The sequence below is a fragment of the Pseudomonadaceae bacterium SI-3 genome, assembly GCA_004010935.1.
Taxonomy (GTDB): Bacteria; Pseudomonadota; Gammaproteobacteria; order Pseudomonadales; family Pseudomonadaceae; genus Stutzerimonas.
In genome coordinates this window covers 564,071-582,163 of sequence record CP026511.1, presented here as the reverse complement: position 1 = coordinate 582,163, position 18,093 = coordinate 564,071, and the positions used below count along the sequence as shown (strand labels likewise).

The following is an 18,093-nucleotide window of genomic DNA, read 5'->3' as shown; positions in this document are numbered from 1 at the left end:
GTGAGCCCAGAGCTCCCCGGATCAAGCTCCCATGCGCAAACGGACGGCACGATGCAGACACCCGCTCGAACAGGCACTGCGAACGCCAGTCGGCTAACAGGCCTCGCCCTGTTGCTGGTCGGCCTCGCCTACCCGTTCGTTGTGTATGTGGGGCTGGAGCAGCTGTCGCCTCGGCTCTTTGCGCTGCTGCTCGGCGCGCTCTGGCTGGCTCGCCTATGCAGTGGCAAGCAGACACTGCTGAGCAATACGGTGGCAGCGACCGCGCTGCTGTTCTGCCTGTTGCTGGGGCTGGCTGACGAGCCGGCGTTGTTACGCTGGTATCCCGTACTGATCAGCCTGGCGCTGCTTGGCCTGTTTGCCGGCAGCCTCTACTCCGGCATGCCGATCATCGAACGCCTCGCGCGGCTAAGCGAACCCGAGCTCCCACCCGCGGCTGTGCGCTATACGCGGCAGGTGACCTGGGTCTGGGTGGGCTATTTCATCGTCAACGCCGGTATCGCCAGCGCACTCGCGCTCTGGGCGCCGCTGAGCTGGTGGACGCTTTACACCGGTTTTATCGCCTATCTGCTGATGGGACTGTTGTTCGCCGGAGAGTGGGTGATACGCCAGCGCGTCAGGAACGTTACATGAACTGGATTCCCCTCGAACATCTGCTCGACCAGACGCCCACGTCGCGGCCGGTCACGCTCGATCCCGTCCTTGAGCATGCCGAGCTGCGCCAACGAGCGCTGCGTGTGGCTGCTGGGCTGCGTAACCGTGGCGTCGCCAGGCTCGCAGTGCATCTGGAGGACGCCGGCGAGCTGGCGATTGCCTTGCTCGGCGCCTGGCGAGCCGGCGTAACTGTATTGCTACCCGCCGACCTGCAGCCCGCCAGCCGAGCGCGACTGGCCCACCAGGCCGATCTCTGGCTGACCGATCAGGACGGCGATGCTCATCTCTCGGAGCTGTTTGCCGAGCCGCTCGAAGGGGCGAAGCTGGATCTGGACCAGTGCCGATTGCTGCTCTGCACCTCAGGCTCCAGTGGCGAGCCGAAACTGATCGACAAACGCCTGCGCCAGCTGGCAAACGAAGTGGAAACACTCGAAGCCTGCTGGGGCGCCGACCTCGGCGACGCCTGCATGATTGCCAGCGTCTCCGCGCAGCACATCTATGGACTGCTGTTCCGCGTGCTCTGGCCGTTGTGCGCCGGCCGTCCCTTTCTGCGCCGCGCGCAACCCTTTTCCGAAGACCTGCAGCTGGCCAGCCGTCAGCATCCGCGCTTCTGCTGGGTGGCCAGCCCGGCGCTGCTCAAGCGGATGGGGGACAACCTCGACTGGCCTGCTTTGCGCAGCGTGCGCCGGGTCTTTTCCTCAGGGGGAGCCCTGGATGTCGAGGCAGGGCAGCGACTGCAGCAGCGACTGGGTCAGCTACCGACCGAGATCTACGGCAGCTCCGAGACCGGTGGCATCGCCTGGCGCCAAGGCGGCGCCCTGTGGCAGCCGTTCGCCGGGGTGCAGTTGAGCCAGGACGATCATGGAGCGCTGCGCATCGCCTCGCCTTGCCTGCCTCCAGGCCACGTCGAACAAACCGCCGATGCGGCGCGCATCGAAGCAGATGGACGCTTCGAGCTGCTCGGCCGACTGGATCGTATCGTCAAGCTGGAAGAGAAGCGCATTGCTCTGCCGATGCTCGAAACAGCGTTGGCCGCTCACCCTTTCGTCAGTGACGCGCGGCTGGGGGTGATCAATGACAATCGCGCCTACCTCGCGGCGCTGGTCGCACTGAGCGAAGCCGGCCTGCATGCGCTGCGCAACGGTGGTCGACGCGCATTGACCGAGACGTTGCGCAAGCACTTGGCAAACCACTGCGAAGCGCTAGCCTTACCGCGCCGCTGGAGGCTTGTCGCCCAGCTGCCCTGCAACAGTCAGGGCAAGCTCGCGCAGGCACAACTCGACGCGCTGTTGCAGGCGCCGCGCCCGCTGCAGCCGGAGCGACTCAGCGCTTCCCAAGAAGAAGACCAGTGGCAGCTGCAGTTGGCCGTCCCGCTGGACCTCGCGCACTTCACCGGGCATTTCCCGCAGACCCCGGTTCTGCCCGGCGTGGTGCAGATCGACTGGGCCATCGGCCTCGCCCGCGAGCTGATCGCCGACCTGCCACCGAGCTTTCAAGGCATGGAAGTGCTCAAGTTCCAACAGCTCGCCCGTCCGGGTGACCAGTTGAGTCTGACGCTGCGCTTCGACCGCGAGCGCAGCAAGCTGCACTTCGCATACCGCAACGGCGACGCACCCTGCTCGTCCGGCCGCATTCTGCTGGGAGATCCGCTGTGACCATGCTTACCCCGCTTGAGCCTGCGATGGCGACCGTGCCCGTTAAGGACAGCCCTCAACAGTTGTCGCTAGCGATTGACGAAGACTGGTTCAAGCCGTGCGCGGTGGTGCCGGTGTACAACCACGAGGCCAGCCTGCCCGGCGTCGTTCGTGCATTGCTCGCCGAAGACTTGCAGTGCGTGCTCGTTGATGATGGCTCCAGCCCGGCAGCGGCGGCGGTTATCGATGAGTTGGCAGAACAACCCTCAGTGCACCTGCTCCGCCACCGCCGCAATCAGGGCAAAGGCGCAGCGGTTGTATCCGGCCTGCGCGAGGCGGCGCGCCTGGGATTCAGCCATGCACTGCAGGTGGATGCCGACGGCCAGCATGACCTGGGCTGCGTGGCGCTGTTTCTCGACCGCGCCAGCCAGGCGCCGGATGCGCTGATCTGCGGTTATCCCCAGTACGACTCGAGCGTGCCGAAGGGGCGTCTTTATGGTCGCTACCTGACCCACGTCTGGGTCTGGATTAACACCCTGTCCTTGTCGATCCGCGACTCCATGTGCGGCTTTCGCGTCTATCCGCTGCCCCCCACCCTGGCCCTGCTCGACGCGATGACGTTGGGTCAGCGCATGGACTTCGACACCGAAATCCTGGTTCGCCTGCACTGGCGACAGCAGCCGATGGTCTGGCTGCCGACGCGGGTGCACTACCCGGCCGATGGGGTTTCGCACTTCCGTCTGTGGCGCGACAACCTGCTGATCTCGTCGATGCACGCACGGCTGTTCGGCGGCATGCTCATGCGGGCGCCCGCACTGCTCTGGCGTCGGTGGAGGGGATGAGCGAACAGGCCTCAGCCGGTTCGCATTGGGCCGCGCACCGCGAGCGGGGCAGCTTTGCCTTGATGAAGCTAACGGCTTGGGCCGTGCGCCTGCTTGGCCGACGTGCCATGGCACCGCTGCTGTACCTGATCGTGCTGTATTTCTACCTGTTCAACCGCAGCGCGCGGCAGAGCGCCTGGCGGTACCAACAGAACCTCGCCGCGTACAGCGGCCGCGCCGATCTGGCGCCCAACTGGCACTCGGTCTATCGCCAGTTCATGGCCTTCGCCGATGCCTTGCTGGACAAGCTCGATGTCTGGGGTGGACGCCTGAGGCTGGATCGACTGGTGCTGCATGACAGCGCCAACCTGCACGCTGACCTCAAGGCGCCGCGTGGCCAGCTGCTGGTCGGCTCGCACCTGGGCAATCTGGAGATCTGCCGAGCCCTGGCAGAAATGGGCCGCAAGGTCAGAATGAACGTTCTGGTACATACTCGCCACGCCGAACAATTCAACCGGCTACTGAACGAGTCCGGCGCGAACAACTTACGGCTGATCCAGGTCAGTGAGCTCGACCCGGCGATCATGATGGAGTTGTCCCACCGGCTGGACCAAGGCGAATGGCTGGCCATCGCCGGTGACCGGGTACCGCTACAGGGCGCGCGCATTGCCACGGCCGACTTTCTAGGACAGCCGGCCGCTTTCCCCCAGGGCCCCTGGCTATTGGCCGGGTTGCTGCAATGTCCGGCAAATCTGTTGTTCTGCCTGAAACAGGGCGAGCAATTTCATGTCCATCTGGAGCCCTTCGCCGACTGCATCGAATGGCGCCGAGGCGAACGCGATGCCGTCGTGCAGCGCTGGGTGCAGCGCTATGCGGATCGACTGGCGGCGCGCTGCCTGGAGGCACCCTTGCAATGGTTCAACTTCTACCCTTTCTGGGACACCCATGAACAACGCTGAGCCCGTCATCTTTGGCGAAAACCACCTGCGCATCGAGGACCTGCTGGCCGTGGCCCAGGGCCGTGCGCCCGCCCGGCTGCAGTCCGACGCGGCGTTCCGCGAACGGATCGCCCGCGGTGCACAGTTTCTCGACACCCTGCTCGACCGCGAAGGTGTGATCTACGGCGTGACCACCGGCTATGGCGATTCCTGCGTGGTGGCGGTGCCGCTGCACCAGGTCGAAGCCCTGCCGCAGCATCTGTTCACCTTTCACGGCTGCGGCCTGGGCAAGCTGCTCGACGCGGAAGCCACGCGCGCGGTCCTGGCCGCTCGCCTGCGTTCGCTGACGCACGGCATGTCTGGGGTACGCATCGAGTTGCTCGAGCGCATGCAGGCGTTCCTCGAGCATGACGTGCTGCCATTGATCCCCGAAGAAGGCTCGGTCGGCGCCAGCGGTGACCTCACGCCGCTGTCCTATGTCGCGGCGACCCTGGCTGGCGAGCGAGAGGTGATGTATCGGGGCGAACGCCGCAGCGCCGCCGAGGTACACCGCCAACTTGGCTGGACGCCGCTGACTCTCCGTCCGAAGGAGGCCCTGGCGCTGATGAACGGCACCGCAGTGATGACCGGCCTGGCCTGTCTGGCCTATGCCCGCGCCGATTACCTGCTGAAACTGGCGACCCGGATCACCGCGCTCAACGTCATCGCACTGGAAGGCAATCCGGAACATTTCGACGAGCGCCTGTTCGCTGCCAAACCGCACCCTGGGCAAATGCAGGTGGCCGCCTGGATTCGTCAGGACTTGGCCATCGAGGCGCCGGCGGCGCCGCTGCATCGCCTGCAGGACCGTTACTCGCTGCGCTGCGCCCCGCACGTGCTCGGTGTGCTCGCCGACAGCCTGGGCCTGCTGCGGCAGTTCATCGAAACCGAACTGAATAGCGCAAACGACAACCCGATCATCGACGCGGAAAACGAGCGGGTGCTGCATGGTGGGCATTTCTATGGCGGACATATCGCCTTCGCCATGGACAGCTTGAAGAATCTCGTTGCCAACGTCGCGGACCTGCTCGACCGGCAGCTCGCGTTGCTGGTCGATACTCGTTACAACCACGGCTTGCCGAGCAACCTGTCCGGCGCCCCCGAAGCCACAGCGATGATCAACCATGGCTTCAAGGCGGTGCAGATCGGCGCCAGCGCCTGGACCGCGGAAGCCCTGAAGAACAGCATGCCGGCCAGCGTTTTTTCGCGCTCGACCGAGTGTCACAACCAGGACAAGGTGAGCATGGGCACCATTGCCGCGCGCGACGCATTGCGCAGCCTGGAACTGACCGAGCAGGTCGCCGCCGCCACGCTGATCGCCGCGAACCAGGGCGTCTGGCTGCGTCAACGTCAGCAGGGCTCGCGGCCGCTACCGGCACCGCTATCGCTGATGCACGAAGCGCTTGGCGAAGACTTCCCACCGCTGATCGAAGACCGTGCGCTGGAACGCGAACTGCGCCTTTGCCTCGAGCGAATTCGTGCGCAGCACTGGGGGCTGTATGCGTAAGGGCGGCGTACTGCAGGCAGAGATCGAAGTGTTGGTGCCCTTCTTCGACGTCGACTCCATGGACATCGTCTGGCACGGCCATTACGTCAAGTATTTCGAAATGGCGCGCTGCGCCCTGCTCGACCGTATTGGCCACAACTATGTGCAGATGAGAGAAGCCGGCTACGCCTGGCCGATCATCGATGTACAGCTGCGCTATATGCGCGGCGCCCGTTTCAATCAGCGCATCGTTGTTCGCGCCGATCTGGTCGAGTGGGAGAACCGCCTGAAGATCAACTACCTGATCAACGACGCAGAAACCGGTGAGCGCATGACGCGCGGCAGCACCGTGCAAGTTGCCGTGGAGATCGCCAGCCGCGAAATGCTGCTGGCTTCGCCGAAGGTGCTGGTCGAAGCCGTGGAGCGCGCGCTGCTGTGAAGCGTTTATTCAACAGCCCTTGCTGGGCCTTGCTGGTCGCACTGAGCCTGCTGTTGGCGCTGACCACCCGCGCCAACGCCTTCGATCTGGTCCAACTCAGCCTGCAGTTGCGCGAACCCACGGTGGTTCGTGGCACCTTCACCCAGGAGAAATACCTGCGCGCACTGCCCCAACCGCTGGTCAGCGTGGGCACCTTCGTCCTGGCACGCGACAGGGGTCTGCTGTGGTTCCTGCAAGATCCGGTGCAACAGGATTACCGCATCAGCGCCGCCGGCATTGCCCGGCGCACGCCAAACGGCTGGAAGCAGACCAGTCAGCAAGGGCCTGCGGCGCGACAGAACGAGCTTTTTCTAGCCGTACTGCAGGGTGATACCGAAGCCCTGCAGCGCGATTTTGAACTGCAACTGACGGGAACTACGCAGGCATGGGCGCTGACCCTGACGCCACGCTCCCGACTGCTTGCCCAGATCTTCTCCACCATTCTGATTCAGGGGAGTGCCACCGCCGAGCGTATCGAGCTGGTCGAAGCCCAGGGCGACAGTACCCTGCTAACGCTGACTGACATTCAGATCGACGATCAGTTGAGCCCCGGCGAACACCATGACCTCGCCGACTGATCACGCGCTCAGGCTACCGGCCTGGCTCTCCTCGCTATTCTTTTTGGCGCTACTCGGACTGGTCGCGTTGACCGCATGGCAATGGCGCAATGGCCCGCCAATCAGCGCCAACCTGCTGCAGTTGCTGCCCAGCGGCGCGCCAGGGGAGCTGGAGCAACTCGCCGAGCAGCGCGTGCAGGCCCCACTCAATCGCGACCTGATGCTGCTGGTTCAACATGAAGACGAAGACACGGCCGTCGCGCTGGCCCAGGAGGTCGCTGGCAACCTCAAGGCCAGCGGCCTGTTCGCACAAGTTCGTCGCTCTGTGCAGGCCGATTTGCCAGCGATGCGCCAGCAGTTGCTGGATCAACGACTGGTATTGCTCGACCGGGCCAGCCGCGAAGCCCTGATCGCCTCACCCGAAGACTTCATTCAACAACGCCTGCAGCGCCTGTTCAGCCCGTTCGAAAGCACCAGCCTCGTGCCGGTCGAAGAAGACTGGTTCGGCTTGGCCGACCTGGCGCAGCGTCGGCTCCCGCATCCGGGCAATATCCATCCGCGCCTCGATGGCGCATTGCTGGCCGAACATGACGGCCAGCGTTGGGCCGTGATCCATGCGCAAATCCACGGCGACGCCTTTGATGACAAGCTGCCACTCCTGATCGACGATCAGGTCCGTGCCGCTCGCCACCGGGTCGAGTCCCAGCAGGGCGAACTGCTCGCGGCTGGCGGCGTGCTGCATGCGGCGTACGGGCAGCGCCAGGCGCGTGAGGAAGCGAGCCTTATCGGGAGCGTCTCGCTCGTCGCCACGCTCGCCTTGCTCCATCTGCTGTTTCGTACATCGCGCGTCCTGCTGGTCGCGTTGCCGGTGCTAGTCGGGGCGCTCAGCGGCGCCGCGGCCTGCGTTGCTCTGTTCGGTCAGATCCATGTGCTGACCCTCGTGCTGGGGGCCAGCTTGGTCGGTGTCAGCATCGATTTCCCGCTGCATTACTTGTCCAAAAGCTGGACGTTGCAGCCCTGGCAGGCATTTCGGGCCCTGCGCTTGACGCTGCCAGGCCTGGCCCTGGCCCTGGCGACCAATGTCATCGGCTATCTAGCCATGGCGTTTACCCCGTTTCCAGCGCTGAGCCAGGTCGCCGTCTTTTCTGCCGCCGGACTGCTGGGCGCCTTCGCCTGCGCGACCTGCCTGCTCCCCTCGTTGGTGAACGTGCCACTGCAGCCGTGGGCGGCCCCGCTGAGCTGGGCTGAACGCGCCTTGGCCCTGCGTCAACGGTTGCTCGGTCGGCTGCCGTCGAGCTGGCTGCTGGCCGGCTTCGTGGTGTTCTGCCTGGCCGGCATCAGTCAGGTGTCGTTCAAGGATGACCTGCGCCAATGGGTCAGCCGAGCGCCGGCGCTGCAACAACAAGCCGAGCGCATCGGCCAGATCACTGGCTTCGAGCCTACCAGCCAGTATTTCCTGGTTCGCGCGCAGACGGCTGACGAGTTGCTGGAGCGCCAGGAAGCGCTCGGCACCCGCCTTGACGAGCTGGTGGCAGAGCAGAAGCTGCGCGGTTATTTAGCCCTGAGCCAGTTGGCGGCCACGACCGTCGCCCAGGAAAGCCTGCATCTCGCCCTGCCGCGCCTGCTGGAATACAGCCAGCCACTGCTGGCGCTTGGCATGACTGCTGGGGCGCTCGAAAAGGAACTTGCCGCTCTGCAGGCGAAACCAGTGACAGGCCTGGATCAGGTGTTGGCAGGACCGATTGCCGAACCGTGGCGCCCGCTTTGGCTGAGCACGCGGAGCGACGGCACGGTTGCTGGCCTGATCAGCCTGCAAGGCCTGCGCGACAGTTCGGCGCTGCACGGCCTGGCTGACGGTATTGCCGGGGTCAGCCTCGTCGACCGGCCCGCAGAGCTGAATCGCTTATTTGCCGAGACCCAGCGCCAGGCGGCGCTGCTCAAGATGTTTGCCGCTGTCGTTATCCTGGCTCTGCTGTGTCTGCCGTTCGGCTGGAGCGGCGCCCTGCGCTGCCTGGCTGTTCCGCTACTTGCAGCGCTTGGCAGCCTTGCCTGCCTCGGTTGGCTGGGCCAGCCGTTGACCCTGTTTGGCCTGTTCGGCCTGTTATTGGTCACGGCAATCGGGGTGGACTACGCGATTCTCATGCGTGAGCGGATCGGTGGCGCTGCGGTGAGCCTGGTCGGCACGCTACTCGCGGCCGTCACGACTTGGCTATCGTTCGGCCTCCTGGCCTTGTCGAGCACACCGGCCGTGAGCAACTTTGGCCTGGCGGTGGGCATCGGTCTGGTATTTGCGTTTCTGCTCGCGCCTTGGGCGGCAAAAACCACCGAAGAGCCAGCATCTTGACCGCCCAGCCTAACGCCTGGTTATGGCCTCGGCGGCCCTTGGCTGAGTTTCCAACGCGACCAGACCAAGGCAATCGCCCGAATAACGACCTGTCTTATCCAACCCGCCGGCAACAACCGGCATCCGCCACCCTTGTCGAGTCGAATACATGAAGGCTTCCTCGCATTCAGAAAAACGTAGCGTCGTCGTTATTGGCGCAGGGCCTTCCGGGGCCATCGCCGCTGCCCTGCTCAAGCGTCAGGGGCATGACGTGCTGATCATCGAACGACAGCGGTTTCCACGCTTTTCGATCGGAGAGAGCCTGCTTTCGCATTGCCTGGATTTCATCGAGGAAGCCGGCATGCTCGAAGCGGTACAGACCGCAGGTTTTCAGATCAAACATGGCGCAGCGTTCGGTTGCGGTGACCGCTACACCGAGTTCGATTTCCGCGACAAATTCACCGAAGGCCACGGCAGCACCTATCAGGTGCAGCGCGCGGATTTCGACCAGCTGTTGGCCGATCAGGCCGCTCTGCAAGGCGTAGAGATTCGTTACGAAGAGGAAATTACCGCCGCGGATTTCGACGGCCCGCACCCGTATTTGCAGGTCCGCCGTCTCGACGGTAGCGAATATGCGCTGCACGCCGACTTTGTCCTCGACGCCAGCGGCTACGGCCGGGTGCTGCCGCGCTTGCTCGACCTGGAAGCGCCGTCGAACTTTCCGCTGCGCCGTGCGGTGTTCACTCACATCAGGGACAACATTGAAGACCCGCATTTCGACCGCAACAAAATCCTCATCACCACCCACCCTGAATGGCGCGATGTATGGTTCTGGACCATCCCCTTCAGCGACGGTCGGTGCTCTCTGGGCGTCGTCGCCAGCGCGGAACGTTACGCTGGACGCCCGCTGGATCTGGACGCCTGTCTAAAGGCGTTCGTCTTTGAGGCCCCCAACCTGCAGCGCATCCTCAAGCACGCTGAATGGGACACGCCGGCACGCCTGATCAACGGATACTCGGCGAACGTCAAAGCGCTGCACGGCCCCGGCTTTGCGCTTCTGGGCAATGCGGCCGAGTTTCTCGACCCTGTGTTTTCGTCCGGGGTCACTATTGCGATGCGCTCGGCAAGCATGGCGGCTGCGGTACTGCACCGGCAGCTGAACGGCGAGACCGTGGACTGGGACCGCGAATTCTCGATCCCTCTGAAGCGGGGCGTGGATACCTTCCGCGCCTATGTCGAGGGCTGGTACGACGGCAGCTTTCAGGACGTGATCTACTACGAACGCGCCCAGCCGGAGATTCGCCGCATGATCTGCTCGATCCTCGCTGGTTACGCCTGGGACAACAGCAACCCCTACGTCGCGGAGCCCAGACGCCGCTTGCGCGTATTGGCCGAACTCTGCGCCACTCCGGCGCCTGCATGATTTCGATGAAACACAAGCTGTCACGTCTGATCTGGCTACCGCTGCTGCTGTTGCTCGGCGCCTGCGCGCAGCAACAGCCCTTGCCGAGCCAGGCGCCACGGCTGTCGCTGCCGATGCAGTTGCATATCCAGCGTCACGAGCAGGGCGAAACCGACGATTGGCTATTGGTGATTCAGCAAGAAGGGGCTGCATTGCGTTGGTCGCTGTTCAACCCACTGGGCGTACCGCTGGCGCGCCAGCTACTCCTTGATGGACGCTGGCAAGCCGATGGGCTGCTGCCTCCGAATGCCGAAGCGCGCGCGCTGTTTGCCGCCTTGCTATTCGCACTCAGCCCCGCTGAGCAGCTGGACGAGCTCTATGCTGGTAAGCCTTGGGCGCTTCAGCAAAACGGCCGGTCGCTGGCAGACGATACCTCGGCCTGGCACGTTCGCTATGAGAAAAATGGCGGCTTCGAACTCGACGTCGAACCGACGCTGACCTATCGTGTCGCGCCTATCGCGCCAGCCGGAGCCCGCCAACAATGACCGCCTACCTCAATGCACTCGGGCTGATTTGCGCCCTGGGGCGCGGCAAGGCTGAAGTCGCACGCCGCCTGCTGGCAGGCGACAGCTCAGGTATGCAGCCGCATCCCCAGATGATTGCCGGGCGCCGTCTGCCGGTCGGCGCCGTCACTGTCGAGCTACCCTCGCTTGCCGATGCGCCGCTGCAGTACGCCACCCGCAACAACCAGCTGCTGTTGGCTGCCTTGGACGAAATCGCATGCGAAGTGGATGAAGCAATTTCCCGCTTCGGCCCAAGCCGTGTCGGCGTGGTCATGGGGACGAGCACCTCCGGTATTCAGGAGGCGACCCAGGGAATAGCTCGTCTGGTACGTGACGGCCAATTGCCGTCCAGCTATCACTACACCCATCAAGAGCTTTGTGCACCGGCCAGCTTCATCAGTGAGCGACTGCAGCTCAGCGGCCCGAGCTACGCGATATCCACGGCGTGTACGTCGAGTGCACGCGCACTGCTCAGTGCCAAACGACTGCTGGATGCGGGCGTCTGCGATGCAGTGATCTGTGGCGGGGTGGATTCGCTGTGTGACCTGACCCTTCGCGGTTTCAGCTCGCTGGAGGCGACCAGCGCCCATGTTTGCAATCCGTTTTCGGTCAACCGAGACGGCATCAATATTGGCGAAGCGGCCGCTGTGTTCCTCATGACTCGTGAACGCGCTCCGATTGCCCTGCTAGGCGGCGGCGCCAGTTCCGATGCGCACCACATCTCGGCCCCCGACCCGCAGGGGCTAGGCGCGATAGAGTCGATGGGCAAAGCATTGCGCAGCGCCGCAGTTCTTGCCGAGCAGATCAGCTACCTGAACCTGCACGGCACCGCTACGCGACACAACGATGCAATGGAAAGCCTGGCTGTGGCTACGGTGTTTCCGGCCGGCGTGCCCTGCTCATCCACCAAGCCGCTCACCGGCCATACCCTGGGTGCCGCCGGAGCACTGGAAGCGGCGTTCTGCTGGCTGACCCTGTCCGACCATTACCCTGCACAGCAGCTGCCGCCGCATCGCTGGGACGGCGAGCAAGACGCCGACCTGCCATGGCTGAATCTGATCGCACCCGGCACCCAAGCGACAGCGGCCGGGCAGCGGAGGACGATGAGCAACTCCTTTGCTTTTGGTGGCAATAACATCAGCCTGATCCTGGGAGATGCGCCATGATTGATTGGCCAGTAGCCGAACTACTGCCTCATGCGGGAGATATGATCCTGCTCGGCGCCGTCGAATCATTCGATGCGGATAGCATTACCGCGCAATTGCAGGTGAAGCCTGGCGGTCTGCTCAATTCGCCCGACGGCAGCCTGCCGGCCTGGGTCGGCATCGAGATCATGGCGCAGACGGTCGCCGCTTTTGCTGGCTGCCAGGCGCGCCAGGCCGGACAACCAGTGGAACTGGGCTTTTTACTGGGCACCCGCCGCTTCCAATGCAATGTAGAACACTTCCCAGCCGGTAGCCGGTTACGCATCCATGCGCTGCGTTCGCTGCAGGATGACAACGGCATGGGCGTGTTCGAATGCCATCTCGACGGGCCCGGCATCCATGCCGAGGCGCGCCTCAACGTGTACCGCCCGCCCGAAGTGGCGAGCTATCTGCAAGAGCCTTCCCCATGAGTAACAGCATCCTCGTCACCGGTTCCAGTCGCGGCATCGGCCGCGCCATTGCGTTGCGCCTGGCACAAAGTGGTCACGACATCGTCCTGCATTGCCGCGCGCGGCGGGACGAGGCGGAAACCGTCCAGACGCAGATTCAGGAGATGGGCCGCGCGGCGCGGATCCTGCAGTTCGACGTGGCGGATCGCGCGCAATGTCGTGAACAGCTGGAAGCCGATGTCGAAACCCATGGCGCCTATTACGGCGTGGTGTGCAACGCCGGGCTAACCCGCGACGGCGCCTTTCCAGCCCTGACCGAGGACGACTGGGATCTGGTCATGCGCACCAATCTGGACGGTTTCTACAATGTCCTGCAGCCACTGACCATGCCGATGATACGTCGCCGCCAGCCTGGACGAATCGTCTGCATTACCTCGGTGTCGGGGCTGATCGGCAACCGCGGCCAGGTCAACTACAGCGCGTCAAAGGCCGGCGTGATCGGCGCGGCGAAGGCTCTGGCGGTGGAACTCGGTAAACGACGCATCACCGTCAACTGCGTCGCACCCGGGCTGATCGATACCGACATGCTCGACGACAACCTGCCCATCGAGGAGATGCTCAAGATGATTCCAGCACAGCGCATGGGCACGCCTGAAGAAGTCGCTGGCGCGGTCAACTTTCTGATGTCGGAAGAGGCCAGCTACATCACCCGTCAGGTTCTCGCGGTCAACGGCGGGTTGTGCTGATGAAACGCGTCGTTGTCACCGGCATGGCCGGCATCACCTCACTGGGCAGCGACTGGGCCAGTATCGAAGCCCACTTCAGCAGCAACCGCAGCGGCATTCGCTACATGCACGAGTGGGACCGGTTCACTGAACTCAACACCCGGCTGGCGGGGCCGGTTGATGACTTTGCCGTCCCCAGGCACTGGACACGCAAACAACTGCGCAGCATGGGCCGAGTCTCGCGGCTGTCGGTGAAGGCCGCTGAACAGGCCCTCACCCATGCCGGCCTGCTCGATGACCCGTCGATCCGTGACGGCCGGATGGGCGTCGCCTGTGGCTCATCCACCGGCAGCACCGAGGAAATCAAGGCCTTCGGCAATATGCTGCTCAACTCGGTGGCCGACGGGCTGAACGCCAACTCCTACATCCGCATGATGCCGCACACCACGGCGGCCAACATCAGCATCTTCTTCGGCCTGACTGGCCGAGTGATTCCTACGTCGAGCGCCTGCACCAGCGGGAGCCAGGGAATCGGCTACGCCTACGAGGCGATCAAGTTCGGTCGTCTGCCCATGATGCTGGCCGGCGGCGCTGAGGAACTCTGCGCCACCGAAGCCATGGTGTTTGATGCGCTGTATGCCACCAGCCTGAAGAACGACGCGCCGCATACGTCTCCGCGTCCCTACGACGCCGGCCGCGATGGCCTGGTGATCGGCGAAGGTGCGGGCATACTGGTGCTGGAGGAGCTCGAGCATGCCCTCGCCCGTGGCGCCACGATCCACGCCGAACTGATCGGCTTTGGCAGCAATGCCGACGGCCAGCACGCGACAAAGCCCGAACAGCTGACCATGCGTCGCGCCATGGAGCTGGCGCTGGAAGACGCCGGCCTGCAACCCGGCGCCATTGGCTACGTGAACGGTCATGGCACCGCCACCGAGCAGGGCGATATCGCCGAAACCCTGGCCACCCAATCGCTATTCGGCAGTGGCATGCCGATCAGCTCGCAGAAGAGCTTCCTCGGCCACACGCTAGGCGCCTGCGGCGCTCTGGAATCCTGGTTCAGCATCGAGATGATGAACAGCGACCGTTATATTCACACCCTGAATCTGGGCAGCATCGATCCGCGCTGTGGCGAGCTGGACTATCTCATCGACGCACCACGAGCGATGCAGCACGAATACGTGATGAACAACAATTTCGCCTTTGGCGGCATCAACACTTCGCTGATCTTCCGCCGCTGGGCTTGACCCTTTCAACCAAAACACCGCAAGGAAAAAGCAATGAACAAGAACACATGGATCGGCGCAGCACTGGTGCTCTGTGCATTACCCGGAATCAGCCAGGCCCGCGACACCACTCACTACCTGCCATTCGATCAGGTCGTGGCCGAGGCAACGGCCTCAGGCAAACTCGACGGCAGCGTGAAGTTCTACCTGGCTGGCAAGACACCCAAAGGCGCCCAGGTCATCCGCCGGGACGTTACTACCAGCAAGAAAACCAACGCGTTCAACAAGACTGACGAGGGTGCCTGCAGCTGGGCAATGCAATCGGCACTGATCGGTATGCAGCAGGCCGCCAAGGCGGCTGGCGCCAATGCCGTGGTGGACATCGCCAGCAATTACAAGCACGTCGAATACAAAGACAGTCAGAAGTACGAGTGCCATGCCGGCGCGATCATGGCCGGGGTTGCGATCAAGGGCAACCTGGCGAAGGTCAAGTAAAGCCCGCAGCGCTCGGGGAATAGAACGGAACCGAGCGCTGCACCCGCACGCGAGACGACGATCCAGTGTCTTCCTTGCCGAACGAATAACTGGACCGGCGAGTCAACAGAAGCAGAACCTTCCACTTCAAGGAGCTGCCCATGTTTGGCAAGTCAACGCACAAGTTCGAAATCAACTACCTCTTCCAGAACGAGCCGCGTAACCACGTCATTGACTCGGAAGAAGAACGCATGTCGCAGGCCAGTGCCGCTCGGCATCTCATCGAGCTTCACAACGGCGACGCCGAAAACAGCCTGGTGATGCCGGAGGCGGGAGCTGGAGAGGGCAAGATACTTGAACAGGCCGAAGTCATCGGTATTACCGATATCCGCGTTACCAAACTGGTTCACGAACATGAACCAGGCACTACGCCAGGCCACTATCAACAGCCCTGAGCGAAAGCCTGAACAAAAAAGAGCCGCTTTAAGCGGCTCTTTTTTCGGCAACGAATCAGCGGTGGTATTGCGCCGAGAGCTCGTGAACCGACTCGATGAAGGCGCCGGCGTGAGCCGGATCGACTTCGGGGGTAATGCCGTGACCCAGGTTGAATACATGCCCGTTGCCATGACCGAAGCTGGCCAGGATGCGCCCGACCTCGGCACGAATGGCATCCGGCTTGGCGAACAGCACGCTGGGATCCATATTGCCCTGTAGCGCGACCTTGTCGCCCACTCGCGCCCGCGCATTGCCGATATCGCATGTCCAGTCGAGGCCCAGCGCTTCAGCTCCGGTATCTGCCATGGTTTCCAGCCACAACCCACCGCCTTTGGTGAACAGAATCACCGGCACACGGCGACCATCCTGTTCACGGATCAGCCCATCGACGATCTTCTGCATATAGGCCAGGGAGAACTCCTGATATGCGGCGGCAGAAAGGCTGCCGCCCCACGAATCGAAAATCTGCACTGCCTGGGCACCGGCGAGAATCTGCCCGTTGAGGTAGCTGGTCACCGACTGCGCGAGCTTATCCAGTAGCGCATGCATCGCTTGGGGATTTTCGTAGAGCATGGCTTTGGACTTGCGGAAGTCCTTCGACGAACCGCCCTCGACCATATAGGTTGCCAAGGTCCAAGGGCTTCCGGAAAAGCCGATCAGCGGTACGCGGCCGTTAAGCTCGCGGCGAATGGTGCGTACCGCGTCCATCACGTAACCCAAATCTTTCTCGGGATCCGGAACCGGCAACGCTTCGATATCGGCCATGTTGCTGACGACTTTCTTGAACCGTGGCCCTTCGCCTGTCTCGAAGTACAGCCCCAGACCCATCGCGTCCGGCACGGTGAGGATGTCGGAGAACAGGATCGCCGCATCCAGCGGGTAGCGCTCAAGCGGCTGAAGGGTGACTTCACAGGCCAGTTCGGGATTCATGCACAGGCTCATGAAGTCGCCCGCCTTGCTGCGGCTGGCCCGGTACTCCGGGAGGTAGCGCCCGGCCTGTCGCATCATCCACACCGGGGTGACGTCGACAGGTTGCTTGAGCAAGGCGCGGAGAAAGCGATCATTCTTCAAGGCAGTCATGTCTGGGTTCCAGCGAAAAAGTGGCGGCATTGTCGCAAAGCACAAAACAAAAGGCACGGCGAGCGCCGTGCCTTTTATCTATGGGCTTGATTCTGGTCAGGCTTTTCCGGCGTAGCGGCGCGCCCGCTCGGCGGGTCAGAGAAGCATGACCCGCCTTCCAAATCAGACTTCGAGATAGTCGAGGATGCCTTCGGCAGCCTGACGCCCTTCGAAGATCGCCGTCACCACCAGATCGGAGCCGCGCACCATATCGCCACCTGCAAAGATTTTTGGATTGCTGGTCTGGTGTTTGAACTGCCCCATCTCTGGTGCTACGACGCGGCCCTGGTTGTCGGTCTGGATGGCCTGCCCTTCGAACCAATCGGCCGGGCTCGGACGGAAGCCAAACGCAATTACCACGGCATCGGCTGGCAGCACTTCCTCGGAACCGGGAATCGGCTCGGGGCTGCGACGGCCACGGGCATCCGGCGCGCCAAGGCGCGTCTCGACGACCTTGACCCCTTCAACTTTGCCCTCGCCGACAATAGCGATGGGTTGCCGGTTGAAGAGGAACTTAACGCCCTCCTCCTTGGCGTTCTTCACTTCCTTGCGCGAGCCTGGCATGTTCGCTGCGTCACGACGGTAGGCGCAGGTCACGCTCTTGGCGCCCTGGCGAATGGAGGTGCGGTTGCAGTCCATCGCCGTGTCGCCACCGCCCAGAACCACGACTCTCTTGCCTTTCATGTCGACGAAGTCTTCCGGCGACTTCTCGAACCCGAGGTTGCGGTTGACGTTCGCGATCAGGAAGTCCAGCGCATCGTGGACGCCAGGAAGGTCTTCACCGGGGAAGCCTCCCTTCATGTAGGTGTAGGTGCCCATGCCCATGAACACGGCGTCGTAGTCGGCGAGCAACTGGTCAATGGTCACGTCCTTGCCCACTTCGGTATTCAGGCGGAACTCGATCCCCATCCCGGTAAAGATTTCACGGCGACGGCTGAGGACCGTCTTCTCCAGCTTGAACTCTGGAATACCAAAGGTCAGCAATCCGCCGATTTCCGGATTCTTGTCGAACACCACCGGGGCCACGCCGCTGCGCACCAGTACGTCAGCACAGCCCAGACCGGCCGGTCCAGCCCCGATGATGGCGACTTTCTTGCCGGTCGGCTTGACCTTGGACATGTCTGGACGCCAGCCCATGGCGAAGGCGGTATCGGCGATGTACTTTTCCACGGAACCAATGGTAACCGCGCCGAAACCGTCATTCAGCGTGCAGGCACCCTCGCACAGGCGATCCTGCGGGCAGACGCGCCCGCAGACTTCCGGCAGGGTATTGGTCTGGTGCGCCAGTTCGGCCGCGGCGAGGATGTTGCCTTCCGAAACCAGCTTCAGCCAGTTGGGAATGTAGTTGTGAACCGGGCACTTCCACTCGCAGTAAGGGTTGCCGCAACCGAGGCAGCGGTGAGCCTGTTCACAGGCCTGCTGCGGCTTGAAGGGTTCATAGATCTCGACGAACTCTTTCTTGCGCTGTCGCAGCAGCTTTTTCTTCGGATCCTTGCGCCCGACTTCGATGAACTGGAAGTCGTTATTCAGACGTTCAGTCATTTCAAAACCTCTTAGCGGCAGCCGCA

Annotated in this window: 18 protein-coding genes; 16 read left to right on the top strand and 2 right to left on the bottom strand. The window is 63.1% G+C overall.

The genetic code is table 11. The annotated features are described in order from the left end of the window. The first annotated feature begins 51 nt into the window (after positions 1–51). The 16 genes from C1896_02740 (at position 52) to C1896_02665 (ending at position 15,366) form a co-directional block, all read left to right on the top strand. On the top strand, positions 52–630 hold the full coding sequence (locus C1896_02740; protein ID AZZ43936.1) for a hypothetical protein: 579 nt from the start codon (positions 52–54) through the stop codon (positions 628–630). Beyond that, complete coding sequence (locus tag C1896_02735) at positions 627–2,306, top strand: AMP-binding protein (GenBank protein ID AZZ43935.1); 1,680 nt, start codon at positions 627–629, stop codon at positions 2,304–2,306. The genes C1896_02740 and C1896_02735 overlap by 4 nt, the downstream gene beginning before the upstream one ends. A 26-nt stretch (positions 2,307–2,332) precedes the next feature. Next, entirely contained in the window at positions 2,333–3,127 is a 795-nt protein-coding gene (locus C1896_02730) for a glycosyl transferase (GenBank protein ID AZZ43934.1), read from the top strand. Continuing rightward, entirely contained in the window at positions 3,124–4,065 is a 942-nt protein-coding gene (locus C1896_02725) for a glycosyl transferase (GenBank protein AZZ43933.1), read from the top strand. Before C1896_02730 ends, C1896_02725 begins: the two co-directional genes overlap by 4 nt. Then, positions 4,052–5,590, top strand: coding sequence for a histidine ammonia-lyase (locus C1896_02720; protein ID AZZ43932.1), 1,539 nt, complete (start codon positions 4,052–4,054; stop codon positions 5,588–5,590). Before C1896_02725 ends, C1896_02720 begins: the two co-directional genes overlap by 14 nt. Beyond that, a complete protein-coding gene (locus tag C1896_02715) occupies positions 5,583–6,008 on the top strand; it encodes an acyl-CoA thioesterase (GenBank protein AZZ43931.1) in 426 nt (141 codons plus the stop codon). Before C1896_02720 ends, C1896_02715 begins: the two co-directional genes overlap by 8 nt. Before the next feature lie 29 nt (positions 6,009–6,037). Beyond that, complete coding sequence (locus tag C1896_02710; GenBank protein ID AZZ47498.1) at positions 6,038–6,625, top strand: hypothetical protein; 588 nt, start codon at positions 6,038–6,040, stop codon at positions 6,623–6,625. Then, a complete protein-coding gene (locus tag C1896_02705; protein AZZ43930.1) occupies positions 6,609–8,948 on the top strand; it encodes a hypothetical protein in 2,340 nt (779 codons plus the stop codon). Before C1896_02710 ends, C1896_02705 begins: the two co-directional genes overlap by 17 nt. A gap of 148 nt (positions 8,949–9,096) precedes the next feature. After that, the gene (locus C1896_02700) at positions 9,097–10,350 is read left to right on the top strand and encodes an FAD-dependent oxidoreductase (GenBank protein AZZ43929.1); all 1,254 of its coding nucleotides are present in this window, start codon (positions 9,097–9,099) and stop codon (positions 10,348–10,350) included. Beyond that, a complete protein-coding gene (locus C1896_02695; protein ID AZZ43928.1) occupies positions 10,347–10,874 on the top strand; it encodes a hypothetical protein in 528 nt (175 codons plus the stop codon). Before C1896_02700 ends, C1896_02695 begins: the two co-directional genes overlap by 4 nt. Further along, complete coding sequence (locus tag C1896_02690) at positions 10,871–12,058, top strand: beta-ketoacyl-[acyl-carrier-protein] synthase II (protein AZZ43927.1); 1,188 nt, start codon at positions 10,871–10,873, stop codon at positions 12,056–12,058. The genes C1896_02695 and C1896_02690 overlap by 4 nt, the downstream gene beginning before the upstream one ends. Then, positions 12,055–12,507 (top strand): 3-hydroxylacyl-ACP dehydratase, encoded by a 453-nt coding sequence (locus C1896_02685; protein ID AZZ43926.1) that lies wholly within the window; start codon positions 12,055–12,057, stop codon positions 12,505–12,507. The genes C1896_02690 and C1896_02685 overlap by 4 nt, the downstream gene beginning before the upstream one ends. Then, a complete protein-coding gene (locus tag C1896_02680) occupies positions 12,504–13,232 on the top strand; it encodes a 3-oxoacyl-ACP reductase FabG (GenBank protein AZZ43925.1) in 729 nt (242 codons plus the stop codon). Before C1896_02685 ends, C1896_02680 begins: the two co-directional genes overlap by 4 nt. Then, a complete protein-coding gene (locus C1896_02675) occupies positions 13,232–14,458 on the top strand; it encodes a beta-ketoacyl-ACP synthase II (GenBank protein ID AZZ43924.1) in 1,227 nt (408 codons plus the stop codon). Before C1896_02680 ends, C1896_02675 begins: the two co-directional genes overlap by 1 nt. 33 nt (positions 14,459–14,491) lie before the next feature. After that, the gene (locus tag C1896_02670) at positions 14,492–14,932 is read left to right on the top strand and encodes an excinuclease (GenBank protein AZZ43923.1); all 441 of its coding nucleotides are present in this window, start codon (positions 14,492–14,494) and stop codon (positions 14,930–14,932) included. Between the two features lie 140 nt (positions 14,933–15,072). Then, positions 15,073–15,366, top strand: coding sequence for a hypothetical protein (locus tag C1896_02665; GenBank protein AZZ43922.1), 294 nt, complete (start codon positions 15,073–15,075; stop codon positions 15,364–15,366). A gap of 55 nt (positions 15,367–15,421) precedes the next feature. Here C1896_02665 and C1896_02660 read toward each other — a convergent pair whose 3' ends face one another. After that, positions 15,422–16,486, bottom strand: a complete 1,065-nt coding sequence (locus C1896_02660) for a uroporphyrinogen decarboxylase (GenBank protein AZZ43921.1) — start codon at positions 16,484–16,486, stop codon at positions 15,422–15,424. 162 nt (positions 16,487–16,648) lie between these two features. Then, positions 16,649–18,067: a glutamate synthase small subunit gene (locus C1896_02655; protein AZZ43920.1), complete on the bottom strand. Its 1,419-nt coding sequence runs from the start codon at positions 18,065–18,067 to the stop codon at positions 16,649–16,651. Positions 18,068–18,093: the final 26 nt, after the last annotated feature.